We start from the raw sequence: 23,462 nt of genomic DNA on the forward strand, positions 1-23,462 counted from the left end.
CTCCATTCGGTAGACGGGTGTCACCACCCGTCTTTATTTAGGTTGAATAAGATTTAGATTGAATAAGGAAGTTGTTTCGAGTTCGAACCGCCTAGGTATGATGATTAGGCGCTTTCGTTAAACAATTCGCGACCAATAAGCATGCGGCGAATTTCTGACGTGCCCGCACCGATTTCATACAGCTTGGCATCTCGCAACAAACGGCCCGTATCAAACTCGTTGATGTAGCCGTTACCGCCAAGTAGTTGAATCGCATCCAGTGCCATCTTGGTTGCCAGCTCTGCGCCGTAGAGGATCGCGCCAGCAGAATCTTTACGTGTGGTTTCACCGCGATCACAAGCGGCAGCGACGGCGTAAACATACGCTTTAGCGGCATTCATTTGTGTGTACATATCCGCGATTTTTGCTTGAACTAGCTGGAATTCACCGATGGATTTACCGAACTGTTTACGGTCGTGAATGTAAGGCACAACGATATCCATACACGCCTGCATGATGCCAAGTGGGCCGCCTGCAAGCACCACACGTTCGTAGTCGAGGCCGCTCATCAATACTTTCACGCCTTGGTTTTCTTCGCCGAGAATATTCTCCGCAGGGACTTCGCAGTTTTGGAAGACCAGCTCACACGTATTCGAGCCGCGCATGCCCAACTTGTCGAGTTTTTGTGCTTGAGTAAATCCAGGGAATCCGCGTTCCACAATAAACGCCGTGATGCCTTTGGAGTGCTGGCTTGGGTCGGTTTTTGCGTAGACAACATAGGTGTGTGCATCAGGGCCGTTGGTGATCCACATTTTGTTGCCGTTTAGCAGGAAAATATCGCCTTTACGTTCGGCTTTAAGCTGCATAGAGACCACATCAGAGCCGGCGCCGGGTTCACTCATAGCAAGGGCGCCGATATGTTCACCGGAGATGAGCTTAGGTAGGTATTTCTCTTTTTGCGCTTGTGAGCCGTTACGGTGGATTTGGTTGACGCAAAGGTTGGAGTGAGCGCCGTAACTTAACGCAACCGAAGCGGATGCTCGGCTGATTTCTTCCATAGCGATAACGTGGGCGAGATAGCCCATGCCTGCACCACCAAACTCTTCGCTGGTGGTTACACCTAAAAGACCCATGTCACCTAATTTGGACCAAAGATGGTTTGGAAAGTCGTTAGTTTGGTCGATAGATTGCGCTAGCGGCGCAATTTCTCTTGCAGCAAAACTATTGATTTGCTCGCGAAGCAAATCGGTATTTTCGTCATAAACAAAGTTCAGGGAAGAGTAGGTAGATTTCATTGCGTGTCCTTGCCTTTACGTCACCTACATCCCAGAGTTGAGGTGTTAGGTGACTTTTTCGCCTTTCATGGATCTCAGTGTGTTTTGGCATCGCAACTGCGCAGCATTTAACTCCATCATTACCGCTTGAATGTCGTTTGCTTGCTGTTGCAATGCTGCCTTCTTCTCTTCGATCAACCGAATCATATAGTTCAACTGCTCAGTACTTTGATCGGTATCGTAGAGTTCAAATAACTCTTTGATATCTGCAAGAGAAAAGCCCAATCGCTTACCTCGCAAAATCAGTTTTAGTCGAATTCGATCACGACCATTGTAGATTCGAGTGTTGCCTTTACGTTCTGGAGTTAGGAGACCTAAATCTTCGTAGAAGCGAATGCTTCGAGTAGTAATGTCGAACTCTTTCGCGAGCTCGCTGATCTTAAATGTGTTCATTCCTTAACCTTACGACTTTCGTATAACATTTACATGAATATACAATTCGTTAACGTTAAAGTAAACAAACAACATCCACTCTTGAGCCTTGATATCACTCGCATTTACTCGAAATCAAAGAATCACTCGAACAAACAATAACCTCAAACTTGACGTTAACGTAAATGTTAGTATAGTTATGACGTAAACGTCAACAAAAGGTTAATGGAATGAAAAATGAAACATGGATTGTTGCCGCTAAGCGAACGCCTATCGGCTCTTTTCAAGGTGCATTAGCTTCAACAGATGTCACGGAACTCGGTGCGAGAGCCATTCAAGGGGCGCTAGCCGAAAGCCAACTCGATGTGCACAAAATAGACGAAGTGTTGATGGGGTGCGTTTTACCCGCCGGTGTGGGGCAAGCGCCTGCAAGACAAGCAAGTCTTAAAGCTGAAATGCCACAATCGATTGGTTGTACGACACTGAACAAAGTTTGTGGATCGGGTATGAAAACCGTCATGCTGGCATATGACCTTATTCAATCTGGCAATGCGCATGCTGTCATCGCTGGTGGCATGGAAAACATGTCGTCTTCTCCTTATCTATTAAAGAAAGCGCGTGATGGTTTCCGTTTAGGTCACGAGCAAGTGCTTGATCACATGTTTTATGACGGTTTGCAGGATGCCTACCAAGGCGAGCTGATGGGTGTCTTTGCAGAACAGACGGCGCAAAAGTATCAGTTCAGCCGTGAAAGTATGGATGCCTGGGCGCAGCAGTCGGTGACTCGTGCGCAGCAAGCAATCGAGCAAGGTTTGTTCAAAGAAGAGATCGTGCCTGTTAACGTAAAAAGTCGGCGCGGCGAAACCTTGGTTGTAGATGATGAGCAACCGAGCAAACTCGACGTCACTAAAATTCCTACCTTACGCCCTGCGTTTGCCAAAGATGGCGGCGTAACCGCAGCAAACTCTAGTTCCATTTCGGATGGTGCGTCGGCAATGATCTTAGTCGATAGTGAGTTTGGTCGTCAGGAAAACCTTCAGCCTCTAGCCAAAATTGTCGCGTACAGCTCGCATGCAAGACAGCCTGATGAGTTCACCATCGCACCAGTCTTCGCGATTGAATCGCTGCTGGAAAAAACGGGCTGGGACAAATCGGACGTGGACCTTTGGGAAATCAATGAAGCTTTTGCTGTTGTGACTCAATACGCGGTGAAAGCACTCGAACTGGACGAGAGCAAAGTGAACCCTCGCGGAGGGGCTTGTGCGCTGGGGCATCCAATAGGCGCAAGTGGCAATCGAATCCTTGTCACTTTGATTCATGCGCTAAAACAAACTGGTGGTAAGCGTGGCGTTGCATCGCTTTGTATTGGCGGCGGCGAAGCTACCGCTATCGCGATTGAAATCTGCTAAATCACTCTCAACAAAGTTTCACTTACATAACAGTAGTCAGTAACAAGCTGAAAAATACAAGGATGTCATCATGACAGAACAAGTAAAGCAGTATATCGGTGGTGAATTTGCCATCTCCGATTCAAAACAATGGCTAGATGTAACCAACCCGGCAACCAACGAAGTGATTGCACAAGTACCTTGTGCCACGGAATCGGAAATGAATGCGGCGATTGCCAGCGCAACAGAAACGTTCAAACGTTGGAAAGAAGTTGCAGCGCCGGAGCGTGCTAGATTGATGTTGCGTTACCAACATTTGCTAAAAGAGCAACACGATGAGTTGGCGATACTGCTTTCAAGTGAGACAGGCAAAACCCTCGCGGATGCAAAGGGTGACATTTGGCGTGGGATTGAAGTCGTAGAACAAGCGGCGAACATTTGTAGCTCAATGATGGGCGAAACGGTGGAAAACGTCGCGACCAATATTGATGGTTACTCTTACATTCAACCGCTCGGTGTTTGTGCTGGCATCACACCCTTTAACTTTCCTGCGATGATCCCATTGTGGATGTTCCCGATGGCGATCGCTTGTGGCAACACCTTTATTCTAAAACCTTCGGAACAAGTTCCGCTGACTGCAATGAAATTGGCAGAGCTATTTGAACAAGCTGGTGCACCAAAAGGCGTATTGCAAGTTGTTCACGGGACCAAAGAGCAAGTCGACCGCATTCTGACTGATCCAGTTGTTCGTGCGATCTCTTTTGTTGGCTCTGTGCCCGTTGGTGAGTACATCTACAAAACAGGTACAGACAACCTGAAACGCGTGCAGTCATTTGCAGGTGCTAAGAACCACATGGTCATCATGCCGGATGCAAACAAACAGCAAGTCATCAATAACCTAGTTGGCGCGTCAGTTGGTGCTGCAGGCCAACGCTGTATGGCGATTTCGGTTGCCGTATTTGTCGGCGAAACCAAAGAATGGATTCCAGAGCTTAAAGAGGCGTTAGCTCAGGTTCAGCCTGGCGCGTGGGATGATGAAACCGCCGGTTATGGTCCACTGATTAGCCCTCAAGCGAAGCAGCGAGTGGTGAATTTGATTAATGAAGGCAAAGCGTCAGGCGCGAATTGTGTTCTGGACGGGACAGAGTGCCAAGTACCTGGCTTCCCGAACGGTAACTGGGTGGGGCCAACACTGTTTACCAACGTGACCACAGACATGTCGATTTATCAGGAAGAAATTTTCGGGCCTGTACTGTTAACTATGGAAGTGGATGACCTAGATGAAGCGATTGAACTGATCAATGCAAACCGCTTTGGTAATGGTACGTCTATTTTCACGGCGAACGGCGCTGCCGCGAGAAAGTATCAACACAATATCGAAGTAGGTAACGTAGGCATCAACGTGCCGATTCCGGTGCCATTGCCATTTTTCTCATTTACTGGGTGGAAAGGCAGCTTCTACGGCGACCTGCATGCTTACGGTAAACAAGCGGTTCGCTTCTACACCGAGACGAAAACTGTCACCGCGCGTTGGTTTGAAGATGACATTCCAAGCGGTCCAAACATGACCATTCAACTTAGCTAATTACTGGATTAGCGACACCTCTAGCCAAGCGCCACCGTTTAAGTGGGCTTGGCTCGGATACAAATGCAACGAATTAGACCTTAGGACTTCAAGATGGATTTTGAATTAAACGAAGATCAACTCGCGTTTGCCGAAGTAGCAAAGCAGTTTGCAGACCAAATGTTAGCGCCTCATGCGGCCGAGTGGGATGAAAACCATCATTTCCCTAAAGACGTACTGCGTCAAGCAGGTGAACTTGGTTTTCTGAGCATCTATACGCCGCCAGAGCATGGTGGCTTAGGGTTATCTCGTTTGGATGCGGCGATCATTTTCGAGCAGTTGGCTATGGGTTGTACCGCGACTACTGCGTTTATGACCATTCACAACATGGCGACGTGGATGATCACCAGCTTTGCCAAAGCCGAAGTGGCGCAGCAATTTAGCGCGGATCTAATTTCGGGTGAAAAGCTCGCTTCCTACTGTTTAACCGAACCTAATGCCGGCTCTGACGCCGCTTCTCTAACGACTAGCGCAGTGCGTGATGGCGATGAGTTTGTCCTCAATGGCGCAAAAGTGTTTATCTCGGGTGCGGGTGATACAGATGTTCTCGTCGTGATGGCGCGTTCGTGTGGTGAAGGAGCGGGTGGTGTTTCTGCATTCGTTGTTCCTGCTGATTGCGAAGGCATTAGCTACGGTAAAAAAGAAGCCAAAATGGGTTGGAACTGCCAGCCAACTCGCATGATTACCTTCGAAAATGTCCGCATTCCGGCTGACTATCTGTTGGGTGAAGAGGGAGAAGGCTTTAAGTTCGCCATGCTTGGCCTTGATGGTGGTCGAATCAACATCGCTACTTGTTCCGTCGGTACTGCGCAACAAGCACTGAACGAAGCCAAGCAATATATGAACGAACGCAAACAGTTCGGCCGTTCACTGGCGCAATTTCAAGCGTTGCAGTTCAAGCTTGCTGATATGGCGACTGAGCTGGTCGCTGCGCGTCAAATGGTGCGACTCGCTGCCGCTAAACTCGATGCCCAGCACGCAGAAAAAAGTGCGTACTGTGCCATGGCAAAACGCTTTGCTACTGATGTGGGCTTTAAAGTCTGCGATCAGGCGCTGCAAATTCACGGTGGCTATGGCTACATCAAAGAATATCCAGTCGAGCGCCATTTCCGAGACGTTCGTGTTCACCAAATTCTTGAAGGTACCAACGAAATCATGCGTCTGATCGTCGCAAGACGATTACTAACGGAAGGCGTTGAGCTGCTTTAATCAGCGAGACACAGCCTTACCCAAAGAAATTAAAAAGGACTGAAAGATTATGACGGCACAAATCAAATTAGAGCGCGAAGCGCATATTGCCAAGCTCACGATTAGTAACCCGCCAGCAAACACCTGGACGCTTGAATCTTTGAATCAGCTAAAAGAGTTGGCGATTGAACTTAGCAATGATCGCTCTATTTATGCGTTGGTTTTAACAGGCGAAGGCGAGAAGTTCTTTTCTGCTGGAGCAGATCTTAATAACTTTGCATCGGGTGATAAATCACAAGCAGCAGACATGGCGTTCGCATTTGGTGAAGCGTTTGAAGCGCTGTCTGCATTCGATGGGGTTTCTATCGCAGCGATTAATGGCTATGCGATGGGCGGCGGTCTGGAAGTGGCGATGGCGTGTGACATTCGTATCGCAGAAGAACAAGTACAAATGGCACTTCCTGAAGCATCGGTAGGTTTGTTGCCGTGTGCGGGAGGGACACAAAACCTGACCGCGTTGGTAGGTGAAGGTTGGGCGAAGCGTATGATTCTATGTGGCGAGCGTGTGACGGCCGAGCGAGCGGAAAAAATTGGGTTAGTCGAAGAGGTGGTGGCGAAAGGTCAAGCACTAGAAGCGGCTATGGAACTAGCGCAGCGTGTTGCAGGTCAATCACCGAAATCTGTGTCAGCGTGCAAAACGCTCATTCAAGGTCGACGCAGCCAAACTCACGCGGCTGGATTGGTTTTGGAGCGTGAACTGTTTTTACAGCTGTTCAATACACAAGATCAGACTGAGGGTGTGAATGCGTTTTTGCAAAAGCGCAAGCCACAATGGACAAACAGCTAGCGGAGGCCAAATGACAGGTACAGTAAATGTTTCAAAGCTTAAGTGCGCTGATGGCTCTGTTATTGGTGTGCTGGAGCTTGATAATCCAGCTGCTCTCAACGCGTTGAGTTACGTGATGATTGAGAAGTTGTACAAACAGCTTAATGAATGGCAAACGGACGACAGCGTCGTCGCGGTATTCTTGCATGCTCAAGGTGAAAAAGCGTTTTGTGCTGGTGGCGATATTCAAGCGATCTACCGTGCACTTGAAAACAAAGAGCAAGATTTTGATTCTGCGTTTTCAGCGATGGAAACCTTCTTTGACCTCGAATATCGCTGTGATCATCTTATTCATACTTATCCAAAACCGATCATCGCGTGGGGACATGGTTATTTGATGGGCGGCGGTGTGGGATTATTTATGGGTGCTAGCCATCGCGTTGCAGAAACGACCACACGCTTTGCAATGCCAGAGATTAAAATTGGCCTTTACCCAGATGTAGGTGCGACGTACTTCCTAAACCAGTTGCCAAAACATTTGGCACTGTTCTTAAGTTTGACTGCTTGTCAAATTAACGCAACAGATATGAAAGCGTTGGGGTTAAGCCAATGGATTGCACAGCCAGAAAACAAGCAAGTGCTGCTGGATCTGCTTGCATCGGTAAGTTGGAAAGGTGAAGCGAACATCAACGAAAAAATCGCCACTACGCTGCGTTCGGTACACGTGGACGAGCCAACCGAAGGGATGTTGATGCCCTATGCGGAATTGATTGAGCAGTTATGTTCGGGTGACTTAGCGTCAATTGTTGATGCAATCAGCCGTGCTAACGTTGATAACAAGTGGTTCGTCAATGCGCAGAAGTCACTGAACTATGGCAGTCCGTTGTCGCTCAGTATCACTTATCAGCAGTTAACGCAGTATCAAAACCTCTCTTTGAAAGCGTGTTTTGATATGGAATTTAACCTAACACTACGTTGTGGCTTAGAAGGTGATTTTAGAGAAGGGGTTCGTGCGCTGATTATTGATAAAACCAATCAACCGACTTGGCAACATCGCACGGTTTCTGACGTAACGCCACAAGTTTTGGAGCGCTTCTTCTCGCCAATTGACTCAGCAGAATACCCACTGACCGCATCGTCGGTAGCTATAGTGGCACTTTAGTACAAGGAAGAAATACGATATGGACAAAATTGCATTTATTGGCCTTGGTAACATGGGGGCGCCTATGGCTAAGAATCTACTCAAAGCGGGCTTGAATGTCGAAGTATTTGATTTGAACCCAAGCGCAGTTGAGGAGTTGACCGCATTGGGCGCTTCAAGTGCCGATTCCGTTCAGCAGGCAGTACAAGGTGTGGAGGTGGTTGTCACTATGCTGCCAGCGAGCCAACACGTTCAAAGCGTTTATCTTGGTCAAGATGGCATCTTAGATAGCGTCGAATCAGGCACCTTGCTGATTGATTCATCCACCATCGATCCGGCGACTGCTCGTTTGGTTGGCGAAAAAGCATCGCAACTTGGTATCAGTTTTGTTGATGCACCAGTATCTGGTGGCGTTGCGGGCGCAGCAGCAGGTACGTTAACTTTCATTGTTGGCGGCTCACAAGAGAACTTTGTTCAAGCCAAAGCGGTGCTTAGCCACATGGGTAAAAACATCTTCCATGCGGGCGATGTTGGAGCTGGTCAGGTCGCGAAGATCTGCAATAACATGATGTTGGGCATTTTGATGAGCGGCACCTGTGAAGCACTCAATTTAGGGATGGAAAACGGACTCGATCCCAAAGTGCTTTCCGACATCATGTTGCAAAGTTCAGGGCGTAACTGGGCGCTAGAGCTTTATAACCCTTGTCCAGGTGTGATGGAAAATACGCCTGCAAGCAATGGTTATCAAGGCGGCTTTATGAGCCAGTTAATGGCTAAAGATCTGGGTCTTGCGATGGAAGCGGCGGTTGCCAGTCAAACATCAACGCCAATGGGCAGCTTGGCTCGTAATCTGTTTAATTTTCACAACGGTCAGGGCAACGGGCAAAAAGATTTCTCAAGCTTGTTTGAGTTCTACCAAAAGCAAAATCAGGCCTAAGGAGTGCGTATGGATCTAGCAAATAAGGTTATTGCGATCACGGGGGCAGGGCAGGGGCTGGGTAAACAAATGGCACTGTCACTGGCGGAAAATGGCGTTCATCTTGCGCTTATCGACCTCAATTCAGAGCAACTGGCTGAAACGAAAGCGGAATGTGAATCTCTCGGTGTTACCGCTCGTTTTTATGTGACGAACGTGACTGACGAACAGCAGGTATGCACTGCTTTTGAGCAAATTGAGGTAGATTTCAAGCAGCTCAATGGCGTTATCAATAACGCAGGTATTATGCGTGATGGTATGTTCATTAAAGTCAAAGATGGTCAGGTTAACACGATGTCGCTGGAACAATTTCAGTCTGTTCTAGATGTGAATGTAACAGGCACTTTCCTGTGTGGCCGTGAAGCGAGCAAGGTAATGCTGAACACCGATAGCAAAGGGGTTCTGATCAACATATCCAGCGTTGCGCGTGCCGGGAATATTGGTCAAACCAACTATTCAGCATCTAAAGCGGCGGTAGCCACCATGGCAACGGTGTGGGCGAAAGAGTTAGGGCGTTTCGGAATTCGCTCAGTGGCGATTGCTCCGGGTGTCATCAAAACTGCCATGACAGACCAAATAAAACCTGAAGCGATGGAACGTTTAATCGGAATGATTCCAGTTGGACGTTTAGGTTTGGCGGATGAAATTTCATCGACCATAAAATACGTGTTAACCAACGAATTCGTGACCGGACGAGTGTTCGAAGTCGATGGCGGAATGCGAATGTAACCCCCTCTGCAACATAAAAAAGGGGAGCGAGTTTGATTGTCCGCTTCCTTCCACTTTCTCCTTTCTTTTATTGCTTCTATCTGAAAAATGTATTGGATGCATGGTCGACTGCTATCTCATCGAACGGTATAAAAATTGATTCTATTTCTAATGTGAATGGCTAGTTCTATATTGCTTGTCATGTAAATGCATTAACTCACAACTAAGACGATCTTTTGTCTCACTAACGAGATCATTATTCTTGGTGTGTAAAAAACACTCTTATTGGTCATATTGCAACCGAAAACTATTTCGGCATCTAAAGATGGTGATTTATTATTCAGCGCAAAATACATGGGAATATGAGGCTGACTGAATAACCTTCAGTTGTCTTAATAATAAATAATCAGAATTCTCAATTACACTGAAGTAACTACCCATTAGGGAAGAGCAATAATGTCACTATTTCATTCGCTTAGGACGATGCCGCTATTATTGGGGTGTCTGTGTTTTTCTGTTCAGGCCTCCACAGAAAAGGTGGAACAGGAAGGTAAGTTTTTACAGTCGTTAGAAGGCATCGAAAATCAAATTTACGCATTACCTCAGAGTTCTTTAGCTTTGATTGAAGCGTTAGAAGAAGAGTCTTTGCTACAAAACCAACCAACAGCGCTGTTGGTGCGTTACTGGCTTGCCAAGGCCACGGTTTTAGAGCTGCTAGGGCGCGTAGAAGAGAGTCAGAGTGTCGTTCAAAAAGGATTGGAGCTTGTGCGTCCACAGAGCCATGAGTATCTCCTGTTTAAGTTGATTCAGATGCGAACTATGGTTGGAAAGAGCGATATCGATACCGCGCTTTCTGCGTTGGATAGCTTGTTGGAAACATCGCGTGAGAATGGTGATAAGCAACTTGAATCAGAAATCCTGTTGCTAAAAGGACGCTATTACGATGAGCAAGGTGAGTTTAAAAAATCCTATGCTGCACTTATGTCGTCCATGGATGCGGCTGAATCTTCAGGTGTTCACGGGCTGGTAGAACGTGCAGCACTAGAGCTAGGTGACGTACTTGTCAAAATTCAGGGTTACGACCGATCTGAGGCGCTTTTGGAACAAGCATATCGCTATTTTAGGGATAGGCGTATGTCGTTCAATGAGTTGTTGAGCGTTTTGACGATAGCGAAACTTCATAAAGCACAGTTCCAATACGAAGAGGCGATAGCGTCATATCAGCGAGCGTTAAAGCTGGCTCAAATTATCGGTGATGGACGCTTTAGATTTCGAGTTAACCTTGAACTTGCAGCTTTATATCGCGAGACGAATCAAGAAAAGAAGATGGTTAACCACTTGAAGCTGGCGGAGAATTTACAGTACAGAGAAACGTCTAGCGCGTATTTGGCAACATTTAAGTTGTTACAAGCCGAATATATGTTAGAGCAGCAGCAATTTGAAATACTTTTAGCGATGATCGCGCCAATGCTGCCGGAGATTATAGAGAGTCGATACGTCAAGCAACAGCAAATGGAGCTACTAAAAGTCGCCGCTATGGCCTATGCGGGGAGCAATGACTTTAAACTAGCATTCGAAACTTACGGTAACTATCACGATAAATTTATCCAATTTAGCAATCAAAGAGAAGTTGAAAATCTTGAGCGCCAGCAGACGTTATTTGAATTGGAACGACTTGAATATGAGAACGAAGATCTCAACTGGAACAATGTGTTGCAGCGTATGGAGCTAGAAAATAACCGTCGTACTTTTTACTTATTGGGTGAAGCGCTACTTGCGCTCATCGGTGTTCTATTTTTGATGGCGGTAGTATTTCTCGTCGTCAATCGCTCGCGTTTGAGAATGCGTCGCCTCGCAAAGACAGACACATTGACAGGGTTGTTCAATCGCCGTTTTTTAGAGGACTGGTTCACTAAGCCAGTAGAAGTGAGGCGTGAGCGAAAAGAGAAACCGGTACCTCAATCTAAGCAAGAAAAGATACAACACTTTGTTTTTGAGCAAGTCGAGCAAGTTAAGTACGGTTATCTAGCTTTAAATAAATGGGTAGATAGCAAACTCGATAAACAGAAAATGGTGCCAAATAAACCACAATCGGGGCCAGTAACTTTAGCGTTAATCGATGTGGATTATTTCAAGCAGGTAAATGATACCTATGGGCATGTGTTTGGAGATACCGTACTAACGGGCGTTGCCAAAGTGTTGGAGGAAACTGTACGTGAGAACGACATTGTTGCTCGCTTTGGTGGGGAAGAGTTTGTTGTTGTTATGCCCAATACAGACCATAAAAACGCCCTTATTACTGCAGAACGTTTACGTAGCGCTTTATCCCTACATGGCTTTGTTACGGAACAGAAAGAAGAAGTGAGAGTGACCTGTAGTTTTGGAGTCGTTACCACTGAAGATAATGAGATGAGTTTTAAATCACTTTGCGATCAGGCCGATAAATTGCTTTATCAAGCGAAAGCGAACGGACGCAACTGCGTGAAAGGTCGCTCGCTAGCGTAACAGAAATCAAGAGTTCAGGCTCATCGCACGATGAATCTGAACTTATCCCTCCCATTTACTTTGATAGCCAAGTGACTTTGAGATCCTTGCTTCGAATATAAAACGCTGAATCTAACATCTTAAAGTCACTTGGCGATATTACTTAAAAATGGCTTAAGGATATCGAATCGCATATTCATGGCGTTCAATATAACCTCTCTCTTTGCCTTCTTCACCTTCAAAGTGCGAATGCCACTTGTGTCTACAAAACTATAACAAACTAGTGTGTCTATTCTTTGTACAAATAAACCGTGTACAGGTGAAATGATTAGTGGTCGATATAAATTTTTTGTGGCACAGATTTTTGTTGTTCAAAAATCAACTCGTTCATCATCGTTTTAAAAATAGATTAATAGTTAAATATTTGATTTTGTTTATCTTATTTTTTGTTCTTAAACTGAAATCTAGTTGTCCCGACAAGTTCTTGCCGAGCAATTTTTCGTACACCCTCAACTTTTCATCCTTTTTTACTAACATTTTTCTTTAAAAATAATTTGAGTTCGAATTAATTTTCAGGCATTTTATATTTAACTAACCGTTCAATTAAAAATAACAGGGACGCAAAATGCCAAAGGTGGGGATGCCTGAAATCAGAAAACCGCAGCTTGTGAAAGCGACAATGTCAGTGATTGATAGAGTCGGTTTACACGCGGCGAGTATTTCGTTAATCAGCAAAGAAGCCGGTGTATCAACGGGGATTATCAACCACTATTTCGGTGGTAAGCACGGATTGCTGGAGGAAACGATGCGAGAAATCTTGCGTCAGCTTTCGTCCACTATCACACAGAAGTTACGTGAGCTGCCAAGTGATGCTCATCACCAAAGAATTAACGCCATCATTGATGGTAACTTTGTCGGCTATCAGGCAGAAAACCAAGTTGCTAAGACTTGGCTGGCGTTTTGGTCGTACTCAATGCATGACGAGCAGCTCAAGCGTTTGCAGCGTGTCAACGAACGACGTCTATTGTCCCACCTAAGAAAAGAACTCAAAGCATTATTAAATGCAGAGCAGGCTGAATTGGTTGCTCATGGTATTGCATCACTTATTGATGGAATTTGGCTGCGCGGAACGCTCAACCCGCAAGGCATTGATGCAGAAAGAGCGAGAATCATCATCAACGATTATCTCGAAAAACAACTTACGTTTTATTCTGAAAAAATATAAAAGTTACAGGTCTTCAAAATGGAAATGAAAGCACACTATATCAATGGTGCGATGTACGACGGGTGTTCAGATGAACACTTCACCACTTACAATCCGGCGAATGGTGAGCCATTGGCCAACATTAAACAAGCGAACCAAGACGATCTTCAAGCAGCGATTGAATCGGCAAAGAAAGGTTTTGCTGCATGGTCGGCGATGACTGCGATTGAGCGCAGCCGTATTTTACACAAAGCCGTTGCCATTTTACGTGAGCGTAATGACGAGCTGGCTGCATTGGAAGTGGCAGATACTGGTAAGCCCATTCAAGAAGCTATCGCAGTTGATATAACAACAGGTGCCGATGTTCTTGAGTACTACGCTGGCCTTGCTCCAAGTCTACAAGGTGAACAGCAGCCACTCAGCGACGATCAGTTTTTCTATACACGTCGTGAGCCATTGGGCATTTGCGCGGGTATTGGCGCTTGGAATTATCCAATTCAAATTGCGATGTGGAAATCGGCGCCAGCACTGGCTGCGGGCAACGCAATGATCTTCAAGCCATCAGAAGAAACACCATTAACGGCGCTTAAGCTCGCCGAAATTTATTCAGAAGCGGGCATGCCAGATGGCGTATTTAATGTCGTGCAAGGGGATTACCGAGTAGGACAGATGCTAACGGCGCATCCTGATATCGCAAAAGTGTCATTCACGGGTGAGTCAGGCACCGGTAAAGTCGTCATGAGTGACAGCGCTAAGACACTAAAACAAGTAACGATGGAGCTTGGTGGTAAGTCTCCACTGATTATTTTTGATGATGCGAAGTTAAACGATGCCGTTTCTGCGGCCATGGTGGCGAACTTCTACACCCAAGGTGAGGTTTGTACGCACGGTACACGTGTATTTGTCCATGAAGGTATTTATGACGACTTTATCGCACAGCTTAAAGCCCGAACCGAGCTGTTAGTCGTCGGCGATCCGCTTGATGAGAACACGCAAATTGGCGCGCTAATCTCTAAAGATCATGAATCGAAAGTTCTAGGAGCGATTGAAGCCGCGAAAGCGAGTGGCGCGACGTTACTGACTGGCGGCTACAAAGTAACAGACAATGGCCTAGCCAATGGTAACTTTGTTGCTCCAACCGTATTTGTCGATTGCGATGATGACATGAGCCACGTTCAACAAGAAATCTTTGGCCCGGTAATGTCAGTTCTGAAATTCCGCGATGAGTCGGAAGTGATTGCGCGTGCAAATGGCACCGATTATGGCTTAGCGGCAGGTGTATTTACTCAAAACCTATCTCGTGCGCACCGTGTGATCCATCAAATTCAAGCGGGTATTTGTTGGGTGAACACATGGGGTGACTCACCTGCGGAAATGCCAGTTGGCGGCTACAAGCAATCAGGTGTTGGCCGTGAAAACGGAGTCGAAACCCTTAAACATTACACACAAACGAAGAGTGTTCTGGTTCAGCTAAGCGACTTCGAAAGCCCTTACAAATGATACTACTCATAGTAGATAACTGACCACTTTAGCTTGTTAAAATGCTCGATAACTACGTTGTCAATTTTGATTGTAGGTTAACTACTTATCAAAATTTCCGCCTTGTTCTCAAGCATTTTTCCTACGCTAATTTCGTTCACTTATCTAGGGTGATTAGTATTAACTCCTAGGAGAATAAAAATGCAACAACACTACGATTACATCATCGTCGGTGCGGGTTCGGCCGGCTGTGTGTTAGCGGATCGCTTAAGTGAAAGTGGTCAAAATTCGGTCCTATTACTCGAAGCGGGTGGGTCGGATAAAAGTATTTTTATCCAAATGCCAACAGCGCTTTCTTACCCGATGAACACTGAAAAATACGCGTGGCAGTTTGAGACGGTTGAAGAGCAAGGGTTGGATGGTCGCCAACTTCATTGCCCTCGCGGAAAAGTTCTGGGCGGTAGCTCATCTATCAACGGCATGGTTTACGTTCGCGGACACGCTTGTGACTTTGACCAGTGGGAAGAGGAAGGCGCGAAAGGCTGGAATTATCAGTCGTGTTTGCCTTATTTCCGTAAAGCAGAGTCTTGGATTGGTGGTGCTGATGAATATCGGGGCGATCACGGTCCAGTCGGCACATGTAACGGCAACGATATGAAGCTCAATCCACTGTACCAAGCTTTTATTGATGCAGGCAAAGAAGCGGGCTACCCAGAAACAAAAGATTACAACGGTTATCAGCAAGAGGGCTTTGGCCCAATGCATATGACCGTCGACAAAGGCGTACGCGCTTCGACCTCTAATGCATACTTAAGCCGCGCTAAAAAACGCAAAAACTTCACCCTAATGAAGAGGGTGACGGTTCATCGAGTTTTATTAGAAGAAACTGGTGCAGAAGGTAAGAAAGCGGTAGGCGTTGAATTTGAAAAGTCAGGTTCAATTCAGCAATGTTTTGCGAATAATGAAGTGATTTCGAGTGCGGGTTCGGTTGGCTCCGTTCAGCTGTTGCAGCTTTCAGGCATTGGCCCTAAGGCAGTATTAGAAAAAGCGGGCATTGAGGTGAAACACTCGTTGGAAGGGGTAGGTAAAAACCTGCAAGATCACTTAGAAGTGTACTTCCAATATCACTGTAAGCAACCTATCACGCTCAACAGCAAATTAGGCTTGGTGAGCAAGGGCTTGATTGGCACTGAGTGGATATTAACTCGCAAAGGCCTTGGTGCTACTAACCACTTTGAATCGTGTGCGTTTATCCGCTCTCGTGAAGGACTAAAGTGGCCAAATATTCAATATCACTTCTTGCCAGCGGCAATGCGCTATGACGGGCAAGCTGCTTTTGATGGTCATGGTTTCCAAGTGCACGTCGGACCTAACAAGCCAGAAAGTCGCGGGTCGGTCGAAGTTGTCTCTGCGAATCCGAATGATAAGCCGAAGATTGAGTTTAACTACATTTCCACTGAACAAGATAAGCAGGATTGGCGTGATTGTATTCGCCTTACTCGCGAGATCCTCAATCAGCCAGCCATGGATGAGTTTCGTGGGGATGAGATCCAACCCGGTCTGAACATCACAACGGATGAACAGATTGATGAATGGGTGAAGCAAAACGTCGAGAGTGCTTACCATCCATCTTGTACCTGCAAAATGGGCGCAGATAATGACCCATTAGCCGTCTTAAATGAGCGATGCCAAGTACGCGGTATTCAAGGCTTGCGTGTGGTGGACTCTTCTATTTTCCCAACCATTCCGAACGGTAATTTAAATGCGCCAACGATTATGGTGGCAGAACGCGCCGCGGATATGATTTTGGATAACGCCCTAGAAACGTCGAACAACGTACCAGTTTGGATTGCACCGGACTGGCAAGAGATGCAACGAATGCATCCGCCAAAAAGAGATCTCGATTCGATCTCATAAAATGAAAAAGTCAGTAATCATTACAAGGAATTCAACATGTCTAAGATGACAAAAATCTTCTCAACAATTGCACTAAGTACTTTAGCAACAGGCGCTTACGCCAACCAATGTGAAACGGTTCGTTTCGCAGATGTAGGTTGGACTGACATCACTGCGACCACTGCCGTTACATCAGAGTTACTTAAAGGGTTGGGGTACAAAACGAAGACTGATCTTCTGTCTGTGCCTGTAACTTACTCCTCTATGGCTAATGGCAATATCGACATTTTCTTAGGTAACTGGATGCCAACGATGGAAGGTGATATCGCGAAATACCGTGATGCAGGTACCGTTGAAACCGTACGCGCGAACCTCGTTGGCGCAAAATACACGCTAGCGGTTCCAAAATACGTTTATGACGCAGGCGTGACCAACTTCGCTGACCTAGTAAAACATGCCGACAAATTTAAAGACCGCATTTACGGCATTGAACCTGGAAACGATGGCAACCGCTTAATTCAGTCAATGATTGATAGTAACGCATTCGGCCTAAAAGATTTCAGCCTAGTTGAGTCCAGTGAAGCTGGCATGGTGTCTCAAGTATCACGTGCCGCACGCCGCAATCAATGGATTGTGTACCTAGGTTGGGCGCCGCACCCAATGAATAGTAACGTTGAAATGGAATATCTAGCGGGTGGTGATGACTTCTTCGGTCCTAACTACGGCGGCGCGAACGTCTACACAAACGTACGTAAAAATTACCTCGCTGAGTGTCCAAATGTAGGTCAGCTAGTGAAAAATCTAGAGTTTAACCTAGAAATGGAAAATGAACTGATGGAAGCGATTCTTAACCAGAAACAGAAGCCATCAAAAGCAGCGCAAGCATGGTTGAATGCAAACCAAGAGCAAATTGAAGCGTGGCTAGAGGGCGTGAAAACGGTGGATGGCCAAGATGCTCTAACAGCTATTACAAACTACTTAAAAACAAATGCTTAATAAGCAGTATTTGAGCTCGTTTTTTTAAAAGAAAGTGGGCAGAGTTTTGCCCGCTTCATTAACACAAAGGTTTTATTTTGAATTTTATTACGGACAACAAACTACCGTTGGGCCAATGGATGGAAACTGGCGTCGATTGGTTAACCATCAATGCATCGGGTTTTTTCGATGCAATCTCTATTACACTTGAAACGATCATTCTTTTCGTGGTGGACATTTTTAAATGGATGCCACCTGCAGCGCCAATCATTATGACGGCGGCAATTGCTTGGTTCTTACATCGCAGCATTCCTCTTGTCGTATTTATCGTGTTGGCCTTACTCGCAATTCTCAACCTTGGTTACTGGCAAGAAATGCTGGAAACCTTTGTCCTTGTGTTTGCAGCGACAACGATTTCCGTATTAATTGGCGTGCCGTTGGGCATTATGGCGGCGCACCGTCCTTGGTTATACACCTTGTTGCGGCCAATACTCGATTTGATGCAGACCGTACCGACATTCGTTTACCTAATTCCAACCTTGGTTCTGTTTGGCTTAGGTATTGTCCCTGGCCTAATCTCGACCATCATTTTCGCTATCGCTGCGCCAATTCGATTGACGTACCTCGGCATTATTAAAGTACCAGAGGAGCTATTGGAAGCGGGTAAAGCATTTGGTGCCAGCCGCATGAAGCTACTGTTTAAGGTGGAGTTACCTGCGGCATTGCCAAGTATTATGGCTGGCGTTACACAGTGCATTATGTTGTCTCTTTCTATGGTGGTCATTGCGGCGCTTGTTGGTGCTGATGGGCTTGGTAAGCCAGTCGTACGTGCACTGAATACGGTAAACATTTCACAAGGTTTTGAAGCTGGTTTAGCGATTGTACTCGTTGCCATCATTCTTGACCGCTTGTGTAAAGCACCAAACCAGAAGGAGGCATAATCATGGACGCTATTACTATTAAAAATCTTGATGTCGTTTTTGGTCAGCAACAAGCACAGGCGCTAGCACTACTAGATCAAGGGAAATCTCGACAAGAAATCATTGATGAAACTGGCCAAGTGGTTGGGGTTGATAATGTTTCGCTGAACGTGAAACAGGGTGAGATCTGTGTCTTGATGGGGCTTTCAGGCTCGGGTAAATCAAGTTTGCTGCGAACGGTTAACGGATTGAACGATATTTCTCGTGGCTCTCTGAAAATCAAAGATGGCGACGATATGGTTGAGCTCTCTAACTGTGACGAACAGAAACTGCGCCACCTTCGTACGCACCGCGTGTCCATGGTGTTTCAGAAGTTTGCATTGATGCCATGGTTAACGGTGTTAGACAATGTAGCGTTTGGTCTAGAGATGCAAGGCATTGGTAAAGCAGAGCGTCGTAAAAAGGCGCGTGAACAGCTCGAAATGGTCGGTTTATCTGAGTGGGAAACCAAATTCCCGCACGAGCTTTCTGGTGGTATGCAGCAGCGTGTTGGCCTAGCGCGAGCGTTCGCGATGGACACAGATATCTTGTTAATGGATGAACCGTTTTCAGCACTTGATCCATTGATTCGTGCTCAGCTTCAAGATGAATTGATTCTGCTTCAAGAAAAGCTAAACAAAACCATTCTTTTTGTGAGTCACGACTTGGATGAAGCACTTAAAATCGGTAACAACATCGCCATTATGGAATCAGGAAAGCTGATTCAACATGGCAAGCCAGAACAGATCATTCTTGCTCCAGAAAACGATTATGTGGCGGACTTTGTTGCTCACACTAATCCATTAAATGTGCTGAAGGGACGTTCCTTAATGCGTGACGATTTGGTTCGCGAAGATACGCGTGTTCTAATTTGCCCTGACAAAGATATTTGGGTGATACAAGAGAGCAAGGGGTTAAGTTTAGCGGATAAAGATAAATCGTTGATTCAATGGAAGAGCGACTCTTCGAACCTTGACGAAGTTAATGAAAACTCTCTGGTTCAGGTTAGTCCAGAAATCAGTATGCGAGAAGCGATTGAACTTAAACAGCGTAGCAATCAGCCTCTGCTTATGGTTGAAGATAATAAGTTGGTTGGTGTGTTAAGCGACAATGAGCTTTACGATGCATTGCTTGGTAATTTTAAGTCAGAGCAAGTTGCGTAAAGTTGACGCAGAACCAAGTAAAAAAGAGCCGCACATTAATGCGGCTCTTTTTAGTTTAAACAATGAGTTAAGTCGCTAAGCTAAGACAATGGTCGACTATAGAGTCGTAATTACGTCATCCATTGCAAGGCGTGCTTTTGGAAGACCATGATTATAATCTTCCCCATCTTTATGGTAGCCAATCGCCAGCGCAACTTCACAAATATGGCCCTCGAGCTCTTCTTTAAACTCTTCTCCAATCAGAGCCGGATCGACACCTTCCATCGGTGTTGAATCAATGCCTAGTCGTGCCAATGTGTGTAGTAGGTTGCCTAGTGCCAAATAGACTTGTGCTTTTGTCCAGTTTCCGTTGAAGCCATTTTCTTCCGTATTTGCATCGGCAAAAGCGTAAGCACCCATAAAGTTGTTGTACATCTCCGCTGGCAAGTGGCCAGATGTTACTTCTGCATCCACACGCTTCGCAAATTTCTCTTTAGTAAATTTAGGATCGTAAGCAAACAGAATCGTATGTGATGCGGCTTTCGCGTGTGGTTGGTTAAACTGATGCATATTTGCAAACGTATTGTGGAAACGTTGCTTCGCTTCATCACTTTCAATAACGATGAATTTCCATGGTTGTGAGTTGATAGAAGACGCCGACAAACGCAGTGCTTCTTTGATTATCGCCATGTCTTCTTGAGAAACGCGCTTGGTTTCATCATATTTTTTTGCAGTGTAACGGCTATTTAGATCGGTAATGATTTGATGGGACACGTTTATATCCTCTTTATGTGATGACAGATGAGGATGCACTAGCATCGACAACCATGCGTACCTCGAATATGGGTTCATGATAATGGATATTTTTTCATTGATAAGAGGGTGTTTATTTAAATCACTTTTTACTTTTTGTTGAAAATCGATGTGAGTTGATCGATTTGAAACTTAAAAGTCCTTATTTGGAAGCTTTTATTTGATATTAAATTAAACTCATATTGAGGCGTAGGGGAAAGCAACATGAACGTGATTGAAGTTTTTAATGATAGCTATGAACGTTGTACTTCAGATCAGGAGTTTTTCGACTTGTTCTACAAAAATTTATGGTCGAAAAGTGCCAACTTTAGACAGAAGTTTGACGGTATAGACATGCACCAACAAGTGAGAATGCTTAGAGGGTCTATTGTATTTTTTATGATGGCAGATACCTCGACCGAAGCGCACAAAATGGTGGAAAAGTATGGGAAAAAGCATGCAAGTGCCGAAATTGGTATAGAGCCGCAGGATTTTGATGTTTGGCTTGAGAGTTTGTTAGAAACGGTTCGACAGTGTGATTCTGGGTACGATGCCGATGTTGAAACCGCTTGGCGAACATGCTTTAAAACGGGCTTAGAAGTAATGAAACAAGAATGTGATAAAGAAGATGGGCACATCCTTAAAGCGAGTACCAAATAAGGAAGTAACGTGAGCGGTCGTTACTTCCTAGGGGCAAAATCTTACTTATCTTGTGTCTCTTTATTCTTTTTCACCGCTTCGGCGATATCACTGACAGCTTCGACAAGATTGATCGGCATTGGAAAAATAATAGTGGATGTTTTGTCTGTAGTGATTTCAGTGAGTGTCTGCATGTAACGTAATTGCAGTGCATTCGGTGCTTCGTTGAGCATTTGCGCTGCTTCTTTTAATTTATTTGAAGCCTCTAACTCACCAGTAGCGTGAATGATCTTCGCCCTACGGTTACGTTCTGCTTCTGCCTGACGGGCTAGGGCTCTGACCATGCTGTCATTTAAATCAACATGTTTGACTTCAACCGTAGCAATCTTGATTCCCCAGTCATCAGTCTGTTGATCGAGAATGGATTGTAAATCCTTATTGAGGCGTTCTCGCTCTGATAGCAATTCATCGAGTTCATGCTGACCCAATACCGAGCGCAGCGTGGTTTGTGCTAGCTGGCTGGTAGCATCGCTGTAGCTTTCAATATTGTTAATCGCCATTTGAGGATCGACTACGCGAAAATAAACGACCGCGTTGACGCGCACAGAAACGTTATCTTTGGTAATTAAATCTTGTGTCGGCACATCCAAAACGACAGTACGTAAATCAACCCTCACCATTTGCTGAATAAATGGGATAAGGATGATCAAACCAGGTCCTTTGACTTCTTGAAATCGACCAAGAAAGAACACAACCCCACGTTCGTATTCTCTCAAAACCTTGAACATTTGGGTCGCTAGTGCGAACAGCAGCACCACGATCACCGCAACGGTATAGAGCATCATAAAGCGCCTCCTATTTATTTTGGCGGTCATCAGGCATCACAGTTAAGGTCAGCCCTTTAACATTAACAATGGTGACGTGATCACCTTGTTTGAATTGTTGATGGTCTTTGGCTTTAGCTCGCCATAACGCACCGTTGAGTTGAACGCGTCCTTCGCCATCGATAAAGTCATCGCTTACCACAGCGACCTTCCCAGGGTAAGTCTCTAAACCCGTCGTTACACGCCGGCGGCGAATTTTGAGCAGCAGGCCGACGGTCAGCACGATTAGAGCTACGGAAAATATGGCAATACCAAAAATCAAAGGAAGGGCGATCTGGAACCCTGGTAACTCACTGTCCATGAGAAATATCGAACCGAGTACAAAGGCGACAACGCCGCCTAACCCCAAAATACCAAAGCTCGGACTGAATGCTTCCGCTATCATTAGTGCAATACCGAGTAACAGCAGACCAAGACCTGCGTAGTTGACAGGCATCATTTGTAGTGCGTACATGGCAAGAAGCAGACAAATCCCACCTAGCACACCGGGTAAGCCAATTCCTGGGTTGTAAAATTCAAGAAGTAAACCGTAGATGCCGATGAGCATTAGAATGTAGGCAACGTTTGGATTGGTGATAACGGCTAACATTTCTGCTCGCCAATCTGGCGTTCTTTCAACCCATGTTGGATTTTCAAGTGACAATGTCACAGTGCGATTGTTTACTTTAACAGTTTGCCCATCTATGGCTTTGACTAAGTCCTCTGGCGAATTGGCGATGTAATCGATCACGTTTAATTCTAATGCTTCTGTTGCATCCAAGCTCGCCGCCTCGCTTACTGCTTTCTCTGCCCATTCTGCATTTCGTCCATGAAGTTTTGCTAAGCCTTTAATGTAGGCTTTGGCGTCGTTAATTACCTTTTTCTCCATTGCGGTTTTAGCGGGAACTTTTTCTGAGCTTTCGTTGGTTCCTTCTGGCGTTTCTTCCGCGTTTTGATCTTTGCCATCATCAGATGAAGGAGGTTGAGGCGCACCACCTAACGCGACGGGCGTTGCAGCTCCGAGGTTTGTCGCTTCAGCCATGGCGGCTACGTGACTAGCGAGCAAGATGTATGTTCCGGCACTGGCGGCTCTAGAACCAGATGGGCCGACCCAAGTCGCAATGGGAGTCGAGGAGGTGGTAATCGCGTGAATAATATCTCGCATTGCGCTATCTAAGCCGCCTGGTGTGTCCATCTCTAAGATCACTAAACTGACACCGTTTAGTTGAGCTTCTTCTATTTCACGAGATAAATAGTCGCTAGTAGCAGGCCCTATAGCGCCTTTGACAGGAACAATCCAAACGGTATTCGCCAGTGCTTGACTGGCAATCAAGAGTAAAGGTAAGAACCATATCCATAGTCGTTTCATGCAGTCCTCCTTGTGTGGTCACAGGGACTTTTTGAAATCCTAATTCAAGTATATCCAAATAACTTAGAGATGCTTGAGTATAGGTTCTAATGAATAAGTTGCCGAGGCTAATTAGGAGACTACT

General features: G+C 45.7%; 20 protein-coding genes. 15 read left to right on the forward strand and 5 right to left on the reverse strand.

The features are described from left to right. Positions 1-104: 104 nt before the first annotated feature. Complete coding sequence (locus tag R7Q38_RS02285) at positions 105-1,274, reverse strand: isovaleryl-CoA dehydrogenase (RefSeq protein ID WP_239938570.1); 1,170 nt, start codon at positions 1,272-1,274, stop codon at positions 105-107. Between the two features lie 45 nt (positions 1,275-1,319). Next, positions 1,320-1,706, reverse strand: a complete 387-nt coding sequence (locus R7Q38_RS02290) for a MerR family transcriptional regulator (RefSeq protein ID WP_005373242.1) — start codon at positions 1,704-1,706, stop codon at positions 1,320-1,322. A gap of 209 nt (positions 1,707-1,915) precedes the next feature. Between R7Q38_RS02290 and R7Q38_RS02295 the strand changes: the two genes are divergently transcribed. From R7Q38_RS02295 to choV, 14 genes are all read left to right on the forward strand, one after another. Beyond that, a complete protein-coding gene (locus tag R7Q38_RS02295) occupies positions 1,916-3,094 on the forward strand; it encodes a thiolase family protein (RefSeq protein ID WP_005382666.1) in 1,179 nt (392 codons plus the stop codon). Between the two features lie 70 nt (positions 3,095-3,164). Beyond that, positions 3,165-4,658, forward strand: a complete 1,494-nt coding sequence (locus R7Q38_RS02300; RefSeq protein ID WP_213969771.1) for a CoA-acylating methylmalonate-semialdehyde dehydrogenase — start codon at positions 3,165-3,167, stop codon at positions 4,656-4,658. Between the two features lie 93 nt (positions 4,659-4,751). Beyond that, positions 4,752-5,906 carry an acyl-CoA dehydrogenase family protein gene (locus tag R7Q38_RS02305; RefSeq protein ID WP_005373226.1) on the forward strand — a complete coding sequence of 385 codons (1,155 nt, stop codon included), beginning with the start codon at positions 4,752-4,754 and terminating at the stop codon, positions 5,904-5,906. A 49-nt stretch (positions 5,907-5,955) separates the two neighbouring features. Then, a complete protein-coding gene (locus tag R7Q38_RS02310) occupies positions 5,956-6,732 on the forward strand; it encodes an enoyl-CoA hydratase (RefSeq protein WP_005382662.1) in 777 nt (258 codons plus the stop codon). A gap of 10 nt (positions 6,733-6,742) precedes the next feature. Beyond that, positions 6,743-7,873, forward strand: coding sequence for an enoyl-CoA hydratase/isomerase family protein (locus R7Q38_RS02315; RefSeq protein WP_239938571.1), 1,131 nt, complete (start codon positions 6,743-6,745; stop codon positions 7,871-7,873). A gap of 19 nt (positions 7,874-7,892) precedes the next feature. Then, complete coding sequence (mmsB, locus tag R7Q38_RS02320) at positions 7,893-8,789, forward strand: 3-hydroxyisobutyrate dehydrogenase (protein ID WP_053349198.1); 897 nt, start codon at positions 7,893-7,895, stop codon at positions 8,787-8,789. A 9-nt stretch (positions 8,790-8,798) separates the two neighbouring features. Continuing rightward, complete coding sequence (locus tag R7Q38_RS02325; protein ID WP_151515661.1) at positions 8,799-9,557, forward strand: SDR family oxidoreductase; 759 nt, start codon at positions 8,799-8,801, stop codon at positions 9,555-9,557. A 462-nt stretch (positions 9,558-10,019) separates the two neighbouring features. Beyond that, positions 10,020-12,041: a tetratricopeptide repeat-containing diguanylate cyclase gene (locus tag R7Q38_RS02330; RefSeq protein WP_081008327.1), complete on the forward strand. Its 2,022-nt coding sequence runs from the start codon at positions 10,020-10,022 to the stop codon at positions 12,039-12,041. Positions 12,042-12,645: 604 nt separating this feature from the next. Next, positions 12,646-13,245, forward strand: a complete 600-nt coding sequence (betI, locus tag R7Q38_RS02335; protein WP_017820329.1) for a transcriptional regulator BetI — start codon at positions 12,646-12,648, stop codon at positions 13,243-13,245. Positions 13,246-13,263: 18 nt separating this feature from the next. Beyond that, entirely contained in the window at positions 13,264-14,724 is a 1,461-nt protein-coding gene (betB, locus tag R7Q38_RS02340) for a betaine-aldehyde dehydrogenase (RefSeq protein WP_047101361.1), read from the forward strand. Positions 14,725-14,904: 180 nt separating this feature from the next. Then, positions 14,905-16,620, forward strand: coding sequence for a choline dehydrogenase (gene betA, locus R7Q38_RS02345; protein WP_005373209.1), 1,716 nt, complete (start codon positions 14,905-14,907; stop codon positions 16,618-16,620). A gap of 36 nt (positions 16,621-16,656) precedes the next feature. Next, positions 16,657-17,595, forward strand: a complete 939-nt coding sequence (locus R7Q38_RS02350) for a choline ABC transporter substrate-binding protein (protein WP_239939124.1) — start codon at positions 16,657-16,659, stop codon at positions 17,593-17,595. A 77-nt stretch (positions 17,596-17,672) separates the two neighbouring features. Further along, positions 17,673-18,515, forward strand: coding sequence for a choline ABC transporter permease subunit (choW, locus tag R7Q38_RS02355; RefSeq protein WP_005392552.1), 843 nt, complete (start codon positions 17,673-17,675; stop codon positions 18,513-18,515). 2 nt (positions 18,516-18,517) lie between these two features. Beyond that, positions 18,518-19,696 carry a choline ABC transporter ATP-binding protein gene (gene choV, locus R7Q38_RS02360; protein WP_042523602.1) on the forward strand — a complete coding sequence of 393 codons (1,179 nt, stop codon included), beginning with the start codon at positions 18,518-18,520 and terminating at the stop codon, positions 19,694-19,696. Positions 19,697-19,792: 96 nt separating this feature from the next. Here choV and R7Q38_RS02365 read toward each other — a convergent pair whose 3' ends face one another. Beyond that, positions 19,793-20,449 (reverse strand): NAD(P)H-dependent oxidoreductase, encoded by a 657-nt coding sequence (locus tag R7Q38_RS02365; protein WP_239939125.1) that lies wholly within the window; start codon positions 20,447-20,449, stop codon positions 19,793-19,795. Positions 20,450-20,692: 243 nt separating this feature from the next. On the opposite strand from R7Q38_RS02365, the gene R7Q38_RS02370 reads away from it, so the two are divergent. Beyond that, the gene (locus tag R7Q38_RS02370; protein WP_031780773.1) at positions 20,693-21,127 is read left to right on the forward strand and encodes a globin; all 435 of its coding nucleotides are present in this window, start codon (positions 20,693-20,695) and stop codon (positions 21,125-21,127) included. A 41-nt stretch (positions 21,128-21,168) separates the two neighbouring features. Here R7Q38_RS02370 and R7Q38_RS02375 read toward each other — a convergent pair whose 3' ends face one another. After that, the gene (locus R7Q38_RS02375) at positions 21,169-21,951 is read right to left on the reverse strand and encodes a slipin family protein (RefSeq protein WP_005373196.1); all 783 of its coding nucleotides are present in this window, start codon (positions 21,949-21,951) and stop codon (positions 21,169-21,171) included. A gap of 10 nt (positions 21,952-21,961) precedes the next feature. Next, a complete protein-coding gene (locus R7Q38_RS02380; RefSeq protein WP_042523608.1) occupies positions 21,962-23,338 on the reverse strand; it encodes an NfeD family protein in 1,377 nt (458 codons plus the stop codon). Positions 23,339-23,462 lie beyond the last annotated feature (124 nt).

The sequence above is a fragment of the Vibrio sp. Vb0598 genome, from assembly GCF_033338935.1.
Taxonomy (GTDB): domain Bacteria; phylum Pseudomonadota; class Gammaproteobacteria; order Enterobacterales; family Vibrionaceae; genus Vibrio; species Vibrio alginolyticus.

What these genes read in the sequence shown, in the direction of transcription:
- R7Q38_RS02285 (WP_239938570.1), bottom strand. Translation starts at nt 1,274, where the DNA reads ATGAAATCTACCTACTCTTCCCTGAACTTTGTTTATGACGAAAATACC.
- R7Q38_RS02290 (WP_005373242.1), bottom strand. Translation starts at nt 1,706, where the DNA reads ATGAACACATTTAAGATCAGCGAGCTCGCGAAAGAGTTCGACATTACT.
- R7Q38_RS02295 (WP_005382666.1), top strand. Translation starts at nt 1,916, where the DNA reads ATGAAAAATGAAACATGGATTGTTGCCGCTAAGCGAACGCCTATCGGC.
- R7Q38_RS02300 (WP_213969771.1), top strand. Translation starts at nt 3,165, where the DNA reads ATGACAGAACAAGTAAAGCAGTATATCGGTGGTGAATTTGCCATCTCC.
- R7Q38_RS02305 (WP_005373226.1), top strand. Translation starts at nt 4,752, where the DNA reads ATGGATTTTGAATTAAACGAAGATCAACTCGCGTTTGCCGAAGTAGCA.
- R7Q38_RS02310 (WP_005382662.1), top strand. Translation starts at nt 5,956, where the DNA reads ATGACGGCACAAATCAAATTAGAGCGCGAAGCGCATATTGCCAAGCTC.
- R7Q38_RS02315 (WP_239938571.1), top strand. Translation starts at nt 6,743, where the DNA reads ATGACAGGTACAGTAAATGTTTCAAAGCTTAAGTGCGCTGATGGCTCT.
- mmsB (WP_053349198.1), top strand. Translation starts at nt 7,893, where the DNA reads ATGGACAAAATTGCATTTATTGGCCTTGGTAACATGGGGGCGCCTATG.
- R7Q38_RS02325 (WP_151515661.1), top strand. Translation starts at nt 8,799, where the DNA reads ATGGATCTAGCAAATAAGGTTATTGCGATCACGGGGGCAGGGCAGGGG.
- R7Q38_RS02330 (WP_081008327.1), top strand. Translation starts at nt 10,020, where the DNA reads ATGCCGCTATTATTGGGGTGTCTGTGTTTTTCTGTTCAGGCCTCCACA.
- betI (WP_017820329.1), top strand. Translation starts at nt 12,646, where the DNA reads ATGCCAAAGGTGGGGATGCCTGAAATCAGAAAACCGCAGCTTGTGAAA.
- betB (WP_047101361.1), top strand. Translation starts at nt 13,264, where the DNA reads ATGGAAATGAAAGCACACTATATCAATGGTGCGATGTACGACGGGTGT.
- betA (WP_005373209.1), top strand. Translation starts at nt 14,905, where the DNA reads ATGCAACAACACTACGATTACATCATCGTCGGTGCGGGTTCGGCCGGC.
- R7Q38_RS02350 (WP_239939124.1), top strand. Translation starts at nt 16,657, where the DNA reads ATGTCTAAGATGACAAAAATCTTCTCAACAATTGCACTAAGTACTTTA.
- choV (WP_042523602.1), top strand. Translation starts at nt 18,518, where the DNA reads ATGGACGCTATTACTATTAAAAATCTTGATGTCGTTTTTGGTCAGCAA.
- R7Q38_RS02370 (WP_031780773.1), top strand. Translation starts at nt 20,693, where the DNA reads ATGAACGTGATTGAAGTTTTTAATGATAGCTATGAACGTTGTACTTCA.
- R7Q38_RS02375 (WP_005373196.1), bottom strand. Translation starts at nt 21,951, where the DNA reads ATGATGCTCTATACCGTTGCGGTGATCGTGGTGCTGCTGTTCGCACTA.
- R7Q38_RS02380 (WP_042523608.1), bottom strand. Translation starts at nt 23,338, where the DNA reads ATGAAACGACTATGGATATGGTTCTTACCTTTACTCTTGATTGCCAGT.